This is a genomic window from Legionella maioricensis, assembly GCF_023618015.1.
Taxonomy (GTDB): Bacteria; Pseudomonadota; Gammaproteobacteria; order Legionellales; family Legionellaceae; genus Legionella; species Legionella maioricensis.
In genome coordinates this window covers 25,334-40,674 of record NZ_JAJKBJ010000017.1, presented here as the reverse complement: position 1 = coordinate 40,674, position 15,341 = coordinate 25,334, and the positions used below count along the sequence as shown (strand labels likewise).

The window sequence follows — 15,341 nt, the reverse complement described above, 5'->3', positions numbered from 1 at the left end:
ATGCACAGTTATGTAGAAGATAATGTCAAACCAGACTACGATCAAGTTATAGTAGACATTGCTGATTATGTCCTGAATAAGAAAATTGATAGTGTTTTAGCCTATGAAACAGCTAGGCTATGTTTAATGGATACCTTAGGATGTGGCATGCTGGCACTCAATTTTTCTGAGTGCACCAAGCTAATGGGACCTATTGTTCCAGGCGCTACGCTTCAAGGCGGAGCTCGTGTTCCAGGAACCAGTTATGAATTAGATCCAGTACAAGCTGCTTTCAATATTGGTACTATGATTCGCTGGCTGGATTTTAATGATACTTGGCTTGCTGCAGAATGGGGACATCCTTCTGATAACTTGGGCGCAATATTGGCTGTTGCTGATTATTTGTGTCGAGAGAATTGTTCTAAAGGACGTTCGCCTGTTTTAATGCAGGATGTTCTTACAGCAATGATTAAGGCACATGAAATTCAGGGGTGTTTGGCGCTTGAAAACAGTTTTAATCGCGTGGGACTGGATCATGTATTTTTAGTAAAGGTAGCCAGTGCGGCCGTTGCTGCTTCTTTATTTGGCGCTGATAGAGACATGATGTTGCGAACTTTATCTCAAGTTTTTGTTGATGGACAAAGCCTTAGAACTTATAGACATGCTCCCAACGCCGGTTCCAGAAAATCTTGGGCAGCAGGAGATGCTACGTCCAGGGCGGTTCGATTAGCTTTAATTGCCAAAACAGGTGAGATGGGTTATCCCAGTGCATTAAGTGCGCCTACCTGGGGCTTTTATGATGTATTGTTTGGAAAGAAACCGTTCAAATTCCAACGCCCATATGGCAGTTATGTAATGGAAAACGTTCTATTTAAACTTTCTTATCCAGCCGAGTTTCATGCGCAAACAGCGGTTGAGTGTGCAGTGAAATTGCATCCTGTAGTTAAAAAACGTTTTGATGAAATTGCCAGAATAGAGCTTGTGACCCATGAATCCGCGATACGAATCATTAGTAAACAAGGGGCGTTACATAATCCAGCCGATAGAGATCATTGCTTGCAATATATGGTAGCAATTGGATTATTATTTGGTGATTTAAAGGCTGAGCATTATGAAAATGATGTTGCTGCTGATCCCAGAATAGATGCATTACGAGAAAAAATGCATGTTACAGAAAATGAACGCTTTTCTCGCGAATACCATGATCCAGAAAAACGCTCTATAGCCAACAGCATTAAATTAATCTTTAAAGACGGTACTGAAAGTGAGTTAATTACCATTGAATATCCCATTGGTCATAAGCGAAGACGTGAAGAAGGTATTCCAGTTTTGATGTCTAAATTTAAGAGTAATCTTCATACCCGATTTACCGCCGAGCGCGCTGAGAAGATTATTCAGAGCATGAGTGATACAAACAGTCTTGCCGCAATGAAAGTAGATGACTTTATGGCTATGTGGATAGTTTAAATTATTACGACCTGAAAATAGTACTAGGGGATGGCGCGAAGCGTAATCCGGGCTCAAAGCATGAATCAGGTTTGATCCCGGGTTACGGCTGCGCCTTCACCCAGGCTACATCTCACGATGCAATACAATTATCTTTATGATTCCTCTTATGAAAACAGCCAATTAGTATTGTTGTCGCAAAATTTAATTCCGAAGGCAGATGTAGATGAAGGAAAATCAGGAAATGCAATAATTTATTCAAATTTTAAACAGAATTTGATACTATTCCACATTGCATTTAATTAGATGATTATTATGAAAAAATCACAAACCTCCATCATTTTGATCGGGTTGTTGTCAGCCTTTTCTTTATTAACCTTCGATCTTTATCAGCCGTCTTTACCTTATATCACCAATTATTTTGGGACAACACACAGTTTAAGCCAATTAACACTAAGTATTTATTTATTTGTTTTTGGGATTACTCAATTAATATGGGGACCATTGATTGACCATTTTGGTCGACGTCGTCTATTACCAGGAAGTCTCATATTAGCTGTAGTTGCCAGTCTTATTTGTGTCTTTGCGCCGAATATTACTCTATTAATAATAGGGCGGGCACTGCAAGGCTTTGCATTATGTTGTTCCAATTTAATTGCTTACTCGACATCGCGTGATAATGAAGATCCTGTGGAACGAGCAAAAGTACTTTCCTACATCTCCATGATAATTGCCGTCTCGCCAATATTGGCGCCAGTACTGGGTTCTCTTATTTTTGTTTATATGGGCTGGCAATCCAATTTTATTCTGATGGCCGGGATCGCTATTGTTTTATTTATGCAATCTCGTAGGGCTTTGTTTGAGTCTCCATATTGGACCCCACCAACACATTCTTTTAAGATGCAAGATGCATTAAATGCTTATAAAGACATTTTATCTTCATCTACTTTGTGGTGTGGTTCTATGATTATGATGTTTAGTTTTGCCGCGGTCATGCTCACCGTCATTAACTCCTCTTATCTAGTCATCGATCAACTGGGATTCTCCCCACTGGGTTTCGGTATTATCTTTGTGTTTAATGGCTTGAACATTATTTTAGGAAACTATTTAGGTATTTGGCTCCGAGATCGCCTCAGCATGACATTAACCATTTATTTGGGGAACTGGTTTATCATTGTTGGGGGGCTAGCAATGTTAATAACCTCAACTCTGTATGGTTTTAGCTTATCGGCTTTATCCTTTGCATTAATTGCCAACTTGGGAATAAGTATCAGTGCGCCGCCTACCATGTCATTAGTGTTGACTGATTTTAAAGAGAATACTGGTGCTGCATTGGCTCTTATCAACACTCTACGCATGTTTGGCTCCTCTCTCTTATCCATGTTAGTTGGGTATTTGTTAATGATCAATCTTAATGCGCTACCGATAGGTTTAATCGCTACAGGTGTTGGTGCCCTCTATTTTTCATGGCATTTTAAACGATTAACAACACCATCTAGTGATTCTGAGTTTGATGGTGCTGAGGCTATTAGCTAATGGCCTCAGCGGTGTTCTTCTTTTAAGTAAGTTATATTTTTCGTTGCAAACCAGCTGCAGCCAGGATTTTAGTAGCTATTTCTTCGATAGAATATTTGGTTGAATTAATGTAGGGGATTTTTTCCTTTTGATACATTGCTTCTACTTCAGTTACTTCTAAGCGGCATTGTTCTGCTGAAGCATACTTGCTGTTAGGCCTGCGTTCTGATCTGATGTGCTGTAAGCGCTGGGTATCAATTGTCAATCCAAACAGCTTTTGTTTATAAGGGCGCAGCACATCGGGTAAATGAAAGCCAACGAGGTCGTCTTCAGTAAATGGATAGTTTGCCGCTAAAATCCCATATTGTAATGCCATATATAAACAACTAGGTGTTTTACCGCATCGGGAAACACCTATTAATATAATATCAGCTTTCTCATAACCTCGTGTTTTAATCCCATCGTCATGTGATAAGGCAAAATCCACGGCTTCTATTCGATGTGAATAAGATTTGTCATTTGCAACACCGTGAGTTCGGCCAACGGTATAGGAGGATTTTTCAAGAAGCTCATTTTCCAGCGGTCCTATGAACGTACTGAACAAGTCAAACACGCAAGCGTTTGCTTTTTTGAAATATTGTCTGATTTCCGGATCGACTAGCGTCATAAAAACCAGTGGTTTGTTTCCTAGTTCTTCAAAAGATTGATTGATACGCGACACCACGCTCTCAGCCTTTTCAATAGAATCAATGTAGGGGATAGTCAGTTTTTCAAATTCTATATTTTCAAATTGAGTAATTAGACTGTGGCCTAAAGTTTCAGCAGTAATACCTGTACCGTCAGAAAGCATAAAAACATGTCGTTTCATGACTTACCTTCAAAAATAAGTTATTAATCAATCATTTTAAACGAATTTTGAAATATAACCAGTGATGTACTTATTTGTACCTATCTGCTATCTTTTACTTATTATTTATGTCTTTGATTTTAAAAGCCGAACATATTGGCGGAATGGGTGCTATGGAGCCGGATCGATATAAAACCAACCACAAATTGTATATATCAGGTATTATTTGCCTGGTCATTGCTTTATCATTATTTTCCTTTAGTTTGTATATAGTTCCATTTCTGCTTTGGCAATTAGACTATGATGTTCCGGATTTGATTACCACTTTAATTACGCTGTTTGAGTATAAATATGAGTATGGTATTGTATCGAGTAAGTTAATAGTTTGGCTGATTTTTTTTGTTCCCAGTTTAATTACGGGATTTTTTGCTTATTATGTTTCGAATCGCATTGATAGCGAGATTTATAAATCTGAGCTTCCAAAAAAATATGAAACAAAAATGCCGGTTTCCGGGGAAATTTCCAAGCAGATAAGAGAGTCTGCCGGTTTAGGATTGAAAATTATTTTATTAATGGTTGTTATAGTCGTTATTGTTATATTTTTACAGGCATTTATTCGATTAACAGCCTAGTCAAAATGGGAGTTTTTATGTTCAATTTAACTAAATGGAAAATAAATAGAATTGTTAAAAAAATAAAATCGATGCAGTTTAATCGCGTAAACAACCAGCCTGGTGATGAACTGCTTAAAAGGGAAATTTTATATTATTTTGAATTGGCTACACTTTATAAAAAACTAAAAAATAACAAGAAATATCCCTATGCTGATGTGATGATTGTAGAGTGTTACAGGGCCGCTGCTAACCTCGATGATTCCTCAGCCCACTACCAATTAGGACAAACTTTTCTTGAAGAGGCTAAGTACCGACAAAATTTACAAAATGAAGATGTTTTTAGCAGTGATGCTAATCTTAAGCGGACTCAACAATTGTTTGAGGAAGCTCTTGTCCATTTATTAGCCGCTGAAAAACTCGGCCATATTGCCGCTAAAAGATTAAGAGGGCTTTGTTTTATCAATGGCTGGGGTGTTGTTGAGGATAAAAATGCTGGATTTGAGCTTGTTGTTGCGAGCATAGAACAAGAAGGAAGTTGGGATAAAGTTCCTCAAATTTTTGCAGCTATTGGATTAAACAAACCTGAGTTTTTTGCTGCGATCATGCAACGGAGAAAGGGATAATTTTAGCTCCGTTGCAAAAACGAATCATAGTTTATAATTTAGTCTAACTCCGATCAAATAATGGACTGTCGAGATGCGCTCTACAAAACCTACTGCACGTTTTCTGCTTTTTATAGATACATTCCCCTTGGTCAAAATGCCCAGTCTATTTGTTTAAGAACAAGCAGAATCAAGTAGACAGCGGGACTTAATTATCGACCGAATATAATTGTTTATTCGAATCATTGACATAATATCAACTTTTTCTACATCATATTGCTCACCTACAAAAGGATTTAAATCAAAATGAATACATCTGGATTCGCTGGATTAACTCTATTCACCTTGCTTTGTATTCCCTCTGTCTTCCAAGCCAATCCAGATCGACCTGGCTACCATGACATTGACGGATTTTCTTTAGACGTATCAGTCGGCTATTTATCGGGAAAATCAAAAGAATTGGTTTATGATGCGCCAACAGGACGAAAAATTAGTGAGTTAGACTGGAAAATTAGTGGGGAGTCCATAATCCGTGGAGAAGCTAATTTTCATCTGTTCCAATGGCTTGATTTTAATGCACAAGGATGGATAAATTTACAGCAGGGCCGAGCGGTAATGGATGATTATGACTGGTTAAACCCTAATCAAATTTCTTGGACTCATTGGTCACATCATGAGGATACGAAGTTACGTCAAGCGAACGAGTTTGATTTGAATTTAAGATCATGGTTTATTCAACAAACATCTTATCAAGTGGCTGGAATAGCCGGCTATCAACGCACCCTTTTTAGTTTTCTAGGCAAAGGCGGTTGCTTTACCTATAATAATGGAGAAAATATTGGCTGTTTTATTCCTGGCGAAAGCGTAATTGGATATAAGCAGGTCTATGAATCTCCTTATATTGGTCTTGCTGGAAAATATCTGGTTAAATCCTTTGAGTTTAATGGGATGTTCAAGTTTAGTAACAGAGTAAATGCAAAAGACGTTGATCAGCATTATTTACGTAATCTGACCTTTCATGAGCAGAGTAGTCAATCCAAATACTATAATGTAGTGCTCAATGCAGGCTATTTTATAAAGCCACAAATAAAATTGTTCGCAGAAGGTTCGCTAGGCTATTTCCCCAATACTATGGCTAAGACTGAAATTATTGATAATAGTACTGGAGCTCGAGAATACTTGCCAAGAGGGTCCGCCGGTTTAGGAAATAGAAATTATATCATCGCTCTAGGCGTTCAATATCGTGGCAAGGCAACAGATACAAAATAATAAACCAAACAGGTACATTGTTGTCATTGCTGAGTAATGAACGTCATACTAGGGGTTCTTCCACAGAACCCCAGGAAGGTACGAAGTTTCCCAGAACACCCTTATAATCCTTTACCAGTCTAGGCTGTAGCCAATAAATTGATTTTTTCATTGGATAAGGCCTAGTGTGTACGTAGACCGTGTTTTCAGTCAACATTAGTTCCCCATTTGCTTGATGTAGTTGTCATTATCACCCAAAGCATTGCTTTTTAGGGTTTAATTCATTATGGATGAAGCTTCTTGGGATTTGGATCAACCAGTTCAAGTTAAATTAAAATTCAAGATGCAGGCATTTAGTGCATTATACTGAATTCCCTCTAACAGGAGATAGAGAAAAACTGAGGGTTGAATTTAAATTGAGTTAAACATAAACAGGTAACGGTCCTTTTCGTCAGGATCCCGGTCGAACCTCATTTACAAGCCGGTTGTTGTTGCAATCACAAATGATATCTTCAACGAAGATAATAAACATTATGTGTCTATTTTTTTACGTGCCAAATATCCAAAAGGACAAATAATAAATAGTCCGGAGCAAGACAAGATTATCTCGTGGGAGTGGTTCGACATCGATTTTATTCCTGATAATTTATTTTTACCGCTTAAAAATCTTCTCCATGAAAAAGGAAAAGAATTTTTATTATATTTATCATCAGGAATTTAAATGAGGAGCAGAAGGGGGCTTACAACCCTTCTTAGAAAATATTACATCCACTCCGTTTGTGAGATTTTACATTTTTCATATCACCCATACTTTCTTCATTGGCTTTTGCGAGGCAATTATCAAAGGGGGCCATACCAGAGAGATTTTGATAGACTAGAAACTGAACGTCTTGTGTTAACAGAAGCAGCCTTTCATTAAGCGAGGATCTTGCGGAGCCAAGATCGTCAATATGTTCATCGTATAGACTCATAAAGTCCATTTTTATATGCTCATTCTTGACATTAATTGCCTCTGCAGAGTTTTCTAAAAGATAGTTTTCTACTAATTTATTCATTCCAGTTGCAAATTTATGACCATCCTGTATTTCGAGCAATTGATAGGCATCCAATAAGAAATTATACTGGTCTCCAATATAATAACTATTAAAAACTGCTTTTAACTCTTTTGTCTTATCTCGCTTAATAGCCATTTCCAAATGGTGGCACGAACAGTTAGGGTTATTAATGCACATGTTGAACCTTATCTAAAATAGATGAGGAAGGATTTTACCAAAAATAAACCAAAAAGAGCAAATAATTGCTGCCAATAGTATAAATCACCTTAATGGTTATTCTGTTGGGCAATAATCCGCTCTCATCTTCTTAAATAAACTGATGCTCTTTTGACTCAATACCATGACTGCCAGTCTGGGAGAAGACAAACGGAACAGAAAAGAAATTGTAAGAAGTTACTAGTGGCTTTTGTTCGATTGAAGAGGCAGAGACTGTAGTTTCTTCTTCAACTCCTCCCTCGAGATCTTCCTCTATCTCTTCCTCTACCTTTTTCCTTTTAGCGGGGGTAGGTGCAACAGGTTCATGATGTTCATCCTCAGAATCTGTTATATCGTTTGGGGTTGAATTACCTACAGTCCACTCCATTTTTTCTGAGTACTTAATTACTTCTTCTTTCGTAGTATTTTCCAGCGTTTTTATCTTTCTTTTGTTTTTTTCCTTTCCGGATAAATCAAAATATTCACGATTTTTTTGTAGCATTTGAATACAGTTTATCATTTCTTTGTCTGAGTATTTATCAGACTCTGAACATTGGTCTGATTGAGACGTTCTACCTACGGTAACTTTATGTGTGTAACAGTAACCTTGTTCATTAATAGAAAAATAATCAACTAACTTTCCAAATTCGTCGAATACAATATCTATATTTTTATTAGGAGCTTTAGAGTCTAAGGGAAAGGCAATATTTAACCAAGGGTCCATTACGAATTGTTCATTTACAATGACTATGAAATGGTTATTAAAGGTTGCTAATCTAAGGGAAGATATTGGACTAAAAATTTTTTTTGATTCAAGTAATAATACAGAAAAGGCAAAAAATGCTTTTTCCTGACAATTACCAAAACCTGTTTTTTTTGTATATAAAGCAATCTCAAGAATTTTCTGTAGCCAAGACTTGTCATTATCATTTAAGGTTTTGTCAGCAAAATTCTGAGTCAATTTTACTAATAGCGAATCGTCTTCACAGTCTGAAGGCAAGTCACAGGAGCGGATGCTCTTAGCTAATTGATTGATGGCAAAAATTAGTTCCCATGCCGACTGATCGAAGCTACTTTGAGCGGTTATCTCTGTTGCAAGTTTTTTTACTTTTTTTACTGTCTCATGAGTGATTAAAGACTCTTTATTAGCATTGGCCTTGTTTTTTTTAACATCTTCAAAAAAGCGTTTCTTATTTTCAGACTCTTGTTGCTCCACACTGGACTTTAAAGCCTGAAAGCTAGATAAAAAATCTTCCAAAAACGCCTTCTTCTTATCCTCACTTACTGGCGTATACTGTAACTTGCAGTTTTTTTTAATCATTATGTTTCTCAAATTTACAAAGGTAATAGCAGCGATTATACGGGCTTACTATTAACCAAATATTAAATAAAGTTCATTTATAGGCCAAAAAGAGATTAAGTTCATCATTTTCACAGATCTAAAGATTAGAAAGTGTTAAAATAGGACTTGTGGCTTTAATTTCTCAAGAGGGTAACTTTATGAGCGCAGTTACTGCTCTGATACGACACATCACTCAGCTAATACATACTAGTATCAAAGCATGTAATATCCATGGTAAAAAAAAGGATAATAATTTTTTTGCCCCACTTGTCTACTACTGTCAACAGAAGTGTGATGAGATTCTTTGCAGAACTGACTACAGTCTTTTGAAGCGAATCCAGCTCTGTGCCAAAGAGGTGGAAAGTTTAAAGGCGGGTAATTGCATGCAGCAATCATTTGTTGCATTTGATGCTCTTCTCAAAGAGTTTATTGCCACCAATTTATCAACATATGACATGTGTATCCCCATTTCAATATGTACCTATTCAAACCATGCGTTTCTTCTTATTAATAATATAGTGTGCGATCCCTGGAACAATTTTGTAGGTGATTTAGCTACAAGCCAATATGCGGGCTTAAAATTAGATGAGTATTTTGGCATACGTTCAGATTGGACTTGTTATATAGATAATAAAATTATTGATGTTGAATCTACAAAATATACCTATAGTTTATTTGAGAACAAAAAAAACACACCTTCGTCAGAAATGTTTTTTCCAAATAGTGGGTGTGCAAGCACAGGATACTGCTCAGATGAACAGCCTTCACAATTTCTTGGTAGTTAATGATAAGATTTTGGTCGGGCTAAATAATCAATACTGGACTCTTAATTTTTCCAGGTATATAGTCATCTGCGCTAAAAAAATTACTTTAAACAGAGCAGGTAATGATGACTGATTTTAAAATAGGCGACCAGATATGGATTATAAGTTTTGAAGTCGAAGATGATTTCTATTTATTATCCAAACAAACAATAACTGAGTTATTAGAAGATAAAGTGGAGTGTGAAGATGATTTCAATACTTTTCATGTTTCTTATGAAGACATTTATAGAAAAAAATCTGAAGCACTGGATGAAATGATTAATCGATTGCAAGCTATGCGCGATGAATCCGAAGCTTAAGTTTGTCTCCTTCATTGGGGCACTGCTCTTAAGTTAAGGGATTTAGGGTCATATAACGTGTCAAATGTAGTCTGGATTAGTGCAGCGTAATCTGGAAAATGACACCGAAATCCTGGGTTACGCAGGCTAAAAAGGCATTAACTTAATGCAGTGTCTCATCGGGAGTGAAGTTAACGCATTAAAGCTGCGTTAATCCACCATCAACAAAAAGTTCACTGCCAGTGATATAAGATGATTCAGAGGCAAGAAGGAATAAAACCGCGGCTGCAGCTTCTTCAGCCGTTCCAAAACGTTTCATAGGATTCGACATCTTGATGTCCTCCATAACGCTGGAAACCATTTCATCTTTATACCATAGAGGTGTTTCAATTGGGCCTGGACTCACAGCGTTAACACGTATTCTACGCTCAATTAGACTTGAGGCAAAAGTGCGAGCCATCGATCTTACTGCTGCTTTTGACGCCCCATAAACTGAACCGACAGGGGAGCCTCTACTCCCAGCAACAGAGGCGTTGAGTACTATTGATGCTCCATCAGTTAAATAGGGAATTGCTTTTTGAAGCGTAAAAAAGACACTTTTAACGTTGACATTCATTAGCATATCGAAGTCTTCTTCAGTTACTGCCTCAACTGGTTTAAATACAGCCGCTCCTGCATTAGCAAAAAGGCCATTAATCTTGCCGACTTCTTTTCCAATGAATGAGTAAAGCGCTTCAATTTCACTTACTCGGCTCGCATCTGAAGCAAAAGATCGGGCTTTTTTCCCAAGATTTTTGACTGCGGTATCCAGATTTTTTTGATTGCGTCCGGTAATAATGACATTTCCGCCTTCATCAATAATGCGTTTTGCAGTAGCAAAACCTATTCCACTGCTCCCGCCTGTAATTAATACTGTATTCTCATTGAACCTCATGTCAGCCCTCCTTACTTTTACGATAATTCATCCTAATTTTTAAGTTTACGTGTACCGCTCTTATGACTCCATTCGTTTTAATAGCATTGATGTATTGACCCCACCGAAACCAAAACTGTTATTCATAATAATATTGGGGTGAAAGTTTAATTCTGTTTGACCAGGGGATTTAAATCGAAACTCTGGAGATATTTTATCAAGATTAAATGCGGGTGGTAAAAAGTCTTTGACCAACATTAGAGAGCAAAATGCAGTTTCAAGTGCACCAGCAGCGCCGCAAGCATGTCCTGTGAGGCTCTTAGTACTTGATACAAAAGTTGAAGCCATCTGCTCTCCAAAAATACGCTCCATCGCAATTGCTTCAATTTTATCTCCAAGCATGGTACTTGTCGCATGCGCATTAACGTAATCAATTTGTGCTACATCGAGCGAGGAATCCACAAGAGCCTCTTTCATAGCAAGGTACGCACCTTCACCATTAGGCTCAGGTTCTGTGACATGATAACCATCTGAGGCAATACCAAATCCAACTATTTCAGCATAAATTTTAGCATTACGCTGTTGCGCAGAATCTAGTGATTCAAGAATAAAGACAGCCGCGCCTTCACCAAGCACGAATCCCTCACGGTCCTCATCAAAAGGTCTTGAAGCTAAAACAGGTTCTTCATTGCGCCGAGATAGGGCCCTTGCCGCAGAAAAGCCTGCAATACTAAGCGGTGTAATAGGGGCCTCTGAGCCGCCAGCAATCCATATATCACGCCGTCCTGATTGTATTTCCCTATATGCTTGTCCAATCGCTTGTGAGCCGCTGGCACATGCGGATGAAATAGCATAATTAGCCCCCTTAGTTCGATAGCGAATACTCACTTGACCACTCGCAAGATTAGCTAAAATGGAAGGGATCAAAAACGGACTGACTCGTTTCGCACCTGAATGATTCATTTCTAACGTTGCCTCTTCAATGGTATAGAGGCCACCGAGGCCCACCCCAATAGCAACGCCGGCATCATGCAAACGTTCAGATGAAATACCTGAGTCATAGACAGCCATATCAGATGCAGCTAAACACATGTGAATAAAACGATCATTTCTGCGAATTTCTTTAGCTTCCAGAAACATTTCCGGTTTAAATTGAGATGCTTCACCGGCAAACTTTACTGGAATTTTTTCAGTATCGAAGTGAGTAATTAATTTAATACCACTCAAAGATTCTCTGAGTGATTTCTCAATCTCCTCAAGAGTGATTCCAATAGGGGTGATGGCACCAATACCAGTAATAACGACGCGTTTTTTAAATGAATTCATTTGTGATTACCTCGTGAAGCCTCAGATTTATCGAGACTCAATCAAAAAATCTAAAGTTTGTTGTTTAATATCTCTAATTTGAGCCGGATTTCCAGAAATTCGTGCAAAAAGTTGTGCCCCCAATAGCGTAGCGAATACAAATTTAGTAATTTCATCGCTTGATTTATCTTTTCTAAACGTATGATTATTCTGACCTTTTTCAATAATACTTTTAAGCCATGCATAACGCGCGTCATATAAGTTGGCTAAGGCGGATTGCATGCCTTTGGGTAATGAATTTAAATCAGCTGCAACGGCTGATAAGGGACATATCTTTCTGGCATCAACAGAAAACTCATAACAAATCTCAAATACAGCGCGAATCTGTTCGTCTGGAGTAAAGACGCTAATTGCTTTTGTCCATTCAGCAAAGGATAAGCGATGCTCATCAATAAGGGATATACCCAGGTCTTCTTTAGATTTGAAATGAACATAAAGGCTTTGTTTTTTAATTTGCAATGCATCTGCCAAGTGCTGGAAGCTAAAACCATTATAGCCTACTTCCTGTAGAAGTTTTCTCGCTTCATCCAATGCTCGTATTTTAGTGCCGCCTAATCTTGTCACTCACTTTCCTTCAAACTGACCAATGGCAGGAAGTTCCTTCCTAATGGTAGGAATTATAGTATTCCAAATCATTAATTGCAAAGAATTAGGGTTGAGTATAGGTTTAAATTACTGAATAGGGGCAAATACAAACTGGAAAAACAAACTTATGTATTTAAAGAAAAGATGTATTATAGGTCGATTTGATTTTAAAATTGACATTTATTGAGCAGGCTTGGATAATCGCGTTTATTTAAAAATCAGCACAATAGGCTATTAAATTATCAACCTCGGGAATTTATGTCATTACGTACTAGTATCAATCAGTTACTCCATACTCCATTTAAAACAAATCATTTTATGGTCACAGCAAATCAAATTAATAAACCCTATCAGGGTTATGTAATTAATTACGAGTATAAAAACAAACTTTTATTCCAGTTGGAATTTGTGGATTGTTATCCTGAAGTAAAAAGTGAGGGAAAAAACATAATACTTCCATTGAAAAAATTATATATGCGACGTGCTACTGTACAAGAGTCTGATTTTTCAGATATGAGTTTCCCGCAAGACTTGCCTTTCAGAGATGCATTCAGCCATTTGGAACATGCTAACTTACATCACGTCTCTCAAAAAGAGCGGAATTTTAGGGTTTATAATTATTTTTGTGGCCCCAAAATAGATGACGTACGACCTGGTGATTCATTTACTATTTCCACTTTTGGAACTGAAGAAATAAAAGATGAATTATCTGGGGTGTGTAAATGGCTTGACGTTCCTGTTTCGTTTCTTCCTTTAGAAACCAAGGTGAAGAACAATGCTACTGCTGCCGTTGAGGTTGAAGAATGGCAATGGCTTCGTGATGTGTTCAGACGACTGGGTAATGGCGCTTTATTGTTTAATGAGAAGGGCTTATCCGAAAAATATTTTGCCATAGCAGATAGCGCCATTGCCTTGAACCCTCGAAGTGGAAAAAATGCATTTACTAAATCCGTCGGCAATAATGAAGATGACGAGGCGATGGTTTTCGGTTTTGAAACCGAAGGCAGTTATGGATCGCAATTATCAGTGGGAATGGAACCGCATAAACTTCAAGCAAAAAAACTATTTGAACAGGCAAAGATCGATATTAAAAGCAGTAAAGTTCTTCTTGAAGGAGGAAATACTTATTGTCTGACCAATACAAATGGAGAGTTATTTGTTGTGTTAGGTGAAAATAGTCTTGTTCTAACTGCTGCCTATCGCATGCAGCATCAATACCAAGATCCAGGACTAATAGAGCAATTGAAGAAGTGTCCAATGCCTAAAAATGAGTTCTATTTAAATCTTCAAAAAAATAATAATCCAATTCAATGGTATGACCTGGAAGAAGCAAAGTTTGCCATTGTGGAAGAGTCTAACATTCATCCCTCACAATTGCTTATTTTACCTAATCCCTTGTTCCATATTGATATGATCATGACTCAAGGACCTGATGGCACCATTTTGTTACATGATTTTCAATTAGTAGAGGACACTCTGGAACCAATTCTGAAAAAGTTGCGAGTTCAACTGAAGTCTGATCCCAGTAATTTAGAGTTAAGAAAAAAAGAAGCGTATTTGGATAGTGTGTTATATCAAAACCATAAACTTCAACATACTCTAGGTGATTTTATCTCATTACTTATGAAAACCCTTGAGTCAAATGGTTTTAAGGTGGTATCAATTCCGGCATTAGCCTATCAATATGTAACAAATGAAGATCTTTTTGAAGAGAGTGAACTTGATGATAATCCACGCATTGTTTTAAATTTGGTAAATGGGATCGCCGGACAATCTAAATCAGGCAATTTTTTAATTGTTTTATCCTCCGCAAATGAGAATCTTAAACCCTTGATAGCTGCTACTGAAACCATACTAAAAAATAATGGAGTAACTCTCTATACTGTCGGTACTCCTACAGCTGCTGCATCAATTTTAAATGGGCATGGTTCGCTACGTTGTATGTCTTTTCCCAATGGAGTGCCAGGTGACCTTAACCGATTATTGAAACAAATAACTCCATCTATTGAAAGCTCCGAAACAGTAACAAGAGTGCGGCGCAGACAAAATGGTTTTCGCTATTTTCGTCGCCTGGACCCTAATCCATTGAGTCTTAAGTATCTGGATGAGATTATTGAGCAAATGAATGATATTGGCAAAGAGGCTGAACAGTCATTTAAAGATGCCGTACAGTTATTTGGAGATCAATTTTTATTTCTTAGGGCTTACAATAGACAGGGGCAGATTGTTTCGACAAATGAAAATAAACGGAAAAATACAGAGGAAACGTCTTGTGAATCGGAATCGGCTATGCCTCAGAGCAAATCTCAATGCAAATATAGTTTTAATGGCAGATTTTTTGTTTTGAGCGACAAAGATAAGTCCTCGCCTGATACAAAAACTATGGAGCAATCATTTAATTTTCAATAGATTAACGTGAATTATAGATAAGAGGGGAATAATGCCCGGTTAGCGATAGTATAGACCGGGCATAAGATTTCTTATTCCAACCTGAACAATAAGGCCCCTGATTGATTATGGGGGGTAACCGACA

At 37.5% G+C, this 15,341-nt stretch carries 15 protein-coding genes; 9 read left to right on the top strand and 6 right to left on the bottom strand.

Translation table 11 applies throughout. From position 1 onward, the window contains the following. Complete coding sequence (locus LOX96_RS12935) at positions 1-1,446, top strand: bifunctional 2-methylcitrate dehydratase/aconitate hydratase (protein ID WP_250422403.1); 1,446 nt, start codon at positions 1-3, stop codon at positions 1,444-1,446. Between the two features lie 294 nt (positions 1,447-1,740). Then, on the top strand, positions 1,741-2,961 hold the full coding sequence (locus LOX96_RS12930) for a multidrug effflux MFS transporter (RefSeq protein WP_250422405.1): 1,221 nt from the start codon (positions 1,741-1,743) through the stop codon (positions 2,959-2,961). A 31-nt stretch (positions 2,962-2,992) separates the two neighbouring features. Here LOX96_RS12930 and ppsR read toward each other — a convergent pair whose 3' ends face one another. Further along, positions 2,993-3,808, bottom strand: coding sequence for a posphoenolpyruvate synthetase regulatory kinase/phosphorylase PpsR (gene ppsR, locus LOX96_RS12925; RefSeq protein WP_250422407.1), 816 nt, complete (start codon positions 3,806-3,808; stop codon positions 2,993-2,995). A 107-nt stretch (positions 3,809-3,915) separates the two neighbouring features. Here ppsR and LOX96_RS12920 point away from each other — a divergent pair, with 107 nt between their 5' ends. From LOX96_RS12920 to LOX96_RS12905, 4 genes are all read left to right on the top strand, one after another. Then, positions 3,916-4,419 carry a hypothetical protein gene (locus tag LOX96_RS12920; protein ID WP_250422409.1) on the top strand — a complete coding sequence of 168 codons (504 nt, stop codon included), beginning with the start codon at positions 3,916-3,918 and terminating at the stop codon, positions 4,417-4,419. Between the two features lie 17 nt (positions 4,420-4,436). Then, complete coding sequence (locus LOX96_RS12915) at positions 4,437-5,024, top strand: SEL1-like repeat protein (protein ID WP_250422411.1); 588 nt, start codon at positions 4,437-4,439, stop codon at positions 5,022-5,024. A gap of 285 nt (positions 5,025-5,309) precedes the next feature. Continuing rightward, entirely contained in the window at positions 5,310-6,272 is a 963-nt protein-coding gene (locus tag LOX96_RS12910; protein ID WP_250422413.1) for an omptin family outer membrane protease, read from the top strand. A gap of 514 nt (positions 6,273-6,786) precedes the next feature. After that, entirely contained in the window at positions 6,787-6,972 is a 186-nt protein-coding gene (locus LOX96_RS12905) for an NUDIX hydrolase (RefSeq protein ID WP_250422416.1), read from the top strand. A gap of 31 nt (positions 6,973-7,003) precedes the next feature. Here LOX96_RS12905 and LOX96_RS12900 read toward each other — a convergent pair whose 3' ends face one another. Both LOX96_RS12900 and ceg10 read right to left on the bottom strand, forming a co-directional pair. Then, a complete protein-coding gene (locus LOX96_RS12900) occupies positions 7,004-7,441 on the bottom strand; it encodes a hypothetical protein (protein ID WP_250422418.1) in 438 nt (145 codons plus the stop codon). A 172-nt stretch (positions 7,442-7,613) separates the two neighbouring features. Next, positions 7,614-8,822 carry a Ceg14 family Dot/Icm T4SS effector gene (gene ceg10, locus LOX96_RS12895; protein ID WP_250422419.1) on the bottom strand — a complete coding sequence of 403 codons (1,209 nt, stop codon included), beginning with the start codon at positions 8,820-8,822 and terminating at the stop codon, positions 7,614-7,616. Positions 8,823-9,001: 179 nt separating this feature from the next. Here ceg10 and LOX96_RS12890 point away from each other — a divergent pair, with 179 nt between their 5' ends. Then, positions 9,002-9,628: a hypothetical protein gene (locus LOX96_RS12890; protein WP_250422420.1), complete on the top strand. Its 627-nt coding sequence runs from the start codon at positions 9,002-9,004 to the stop codon at positions 9,626-9,628. A 101-nt stretch (positions 9,629-9,729) separates the two neighbouring features. Further along, entirely contained in the window at positions 9,730-9,966 is a 237-nt protein-coding gene (locus tag LOX96_RS12885; RefSeq protein WP_250422421.1) for a hypothetical protein, read from the top strand. Positions 9,967-10,144: 178 nt separating this feature from the next. On the opposite strand, the gene LOX96_RS12880 is transcribed toward LOX96_RS12885, so the two are convergent. From LOX96_RS12880 to LOX96_RS12870, 3 genes are read right to left on the bottom strand one after another with little or no spacing between them, the layout of a single operon-like run. Continuing rightward, the gene (locus LOX96_RS12880) at positions 10,145-10,879 is read right to left on the bottom strand and encodes an SDR family oxidoreductase (RefSeq protein WP_250422422.1); all 735 of its coding nucleotides are present in this window, start codon (positions 10,877-10,879) and stop codon (positions 10,145-10,147) included. Between the two features lie 60 nt (positions 10,880-10,939). Further along, on the bottom strand, positions 10,940-12,184 hold the full coding sequence (gene fabF, locus LOX96_RS12875; protein WP_250422424.1) for a beta-ketoacyl-ACP synthase II: 1,245 nt from the start codon (positions 12,182-12,184) through the stop codon (positions 10,940-10,942). 27 nt (positions 12,185-12,211) lie between these two features. Then, on the bottom strand, positions 12,212-12,787 hold the full coding sequence (locus LOX96_RS12870) for a TetR/AcrR family transcriptional regulator (RefSeq protein WP_250422426.1): 576 nt from the start codon (positions 12,785-12,787) through the stop codon (positions 12,212-12,214). Between the two features lie 279 nt (positions 12,788-13,066). Here LOX96_RS12870 and LOX96_RS12865 point away from each other — a divergent pair, with 279 nt between their 5' ends. After that, complete coding sequence (locus LOX96_RS12865; protein WP_250422428.1) at positions 13,067-15,217, top strand: hypothetical protein; 2,151 nt, start codon at positions 13,067-13,069, stop codon at positions 15,215-15,217. The last annotated feature ends 124 nt before the right edge of the window (positions 15,218-15,341 follow it).

Bases quoted from the DNA above. Each gene is read 5' to 3' on its own strand.
- LOX96_RS12935 (WP_250422403.1), top strand. From the start codon at position 1: ATGCACAGTTATGTAGAAGATAATGTCAAACCAGACTACGATCAAGTT.
- LOX96_RS12930 (WP_250422405.1), top strand. From the start codon at position 1,741: ATGAAAAAATCACAAACCTCCATCATTTTGATCGGGTTGTTGTCAGCC.
- ppsR (WP_250422407.1), bottom strand. From the start codon at position 3,808: ATGAAACGACATGTTTTTATGCTTTCTGACGGTACAGGTATTACTGCT.
- LOX96_RS12920 (WP_250422409.1), top strand. From the start codon at position 3,916: ATGTCTTTGATTTTAAAAGCCGAACATATTGGCGGAATGGGTGCTATG.
- LOX96_RS12915 (WP_250422411.1), top strand. From the start codon at position 4,437: ATGTTCAATTTAACTAAATGGAAAATAAATAGAATTGTTAAAAAAATA.
- LOX96_RS12910 (WP_250422413.1), top strand. From the start codon at position 5,310: ATGAATACATCTGGATTCGCTGGATTAACTCTATTCACCTTGCTTTGT.
- LOX96_RS12900 (WP_250422418.1), bottom strand. From the start codon at position 7,441: ATGGCTATTAAGCGAGATAAGACAAAAGAGTTAAAAGCAGTTTTTAAT.
- ceg10 (WP_250422419.1), bottom strand. From the start codon at position 8,822: ATGATTAAAAAAAACTGCAAGTTACAGTATACGCCAGTAAGTGAGGAT.
- LOX96_RS12890 (WP_250422420.1), top strand. From the start codon at position 9,002: ATGAGCGCAGTTACTGCTCTGATACGACACATCACTCAGCTAATACAT.
- LOX96_RS12885 (WP_250422421.1), top strand. From the start codon at position 9,730: ATGATGACTGATTTTAAAATAGGCGACCAGATATGGATTATAAGTTTT.
- LOX96_RS12880 (WP_250422422.1), bottom strand. From the start codon at position 10,879: ATGAGGTTCAATGAGAATACAGTATTAATTACAGGCGGGAGCAGTGGA.
- fabF (WP_250422424.1), bottom strand. From the start codon at position 12,184: ATGAATTCATTTAAAAAACGCGTCGTTATTACTGGTATTGGTGCCATC.
- LOX96_RS12865 (WP_250422428.1), top strand. From the start codon at position 13,067: ATGTCATTACGTACTAGTATCAATCAGTTACTCCATACTCCATTTAAA.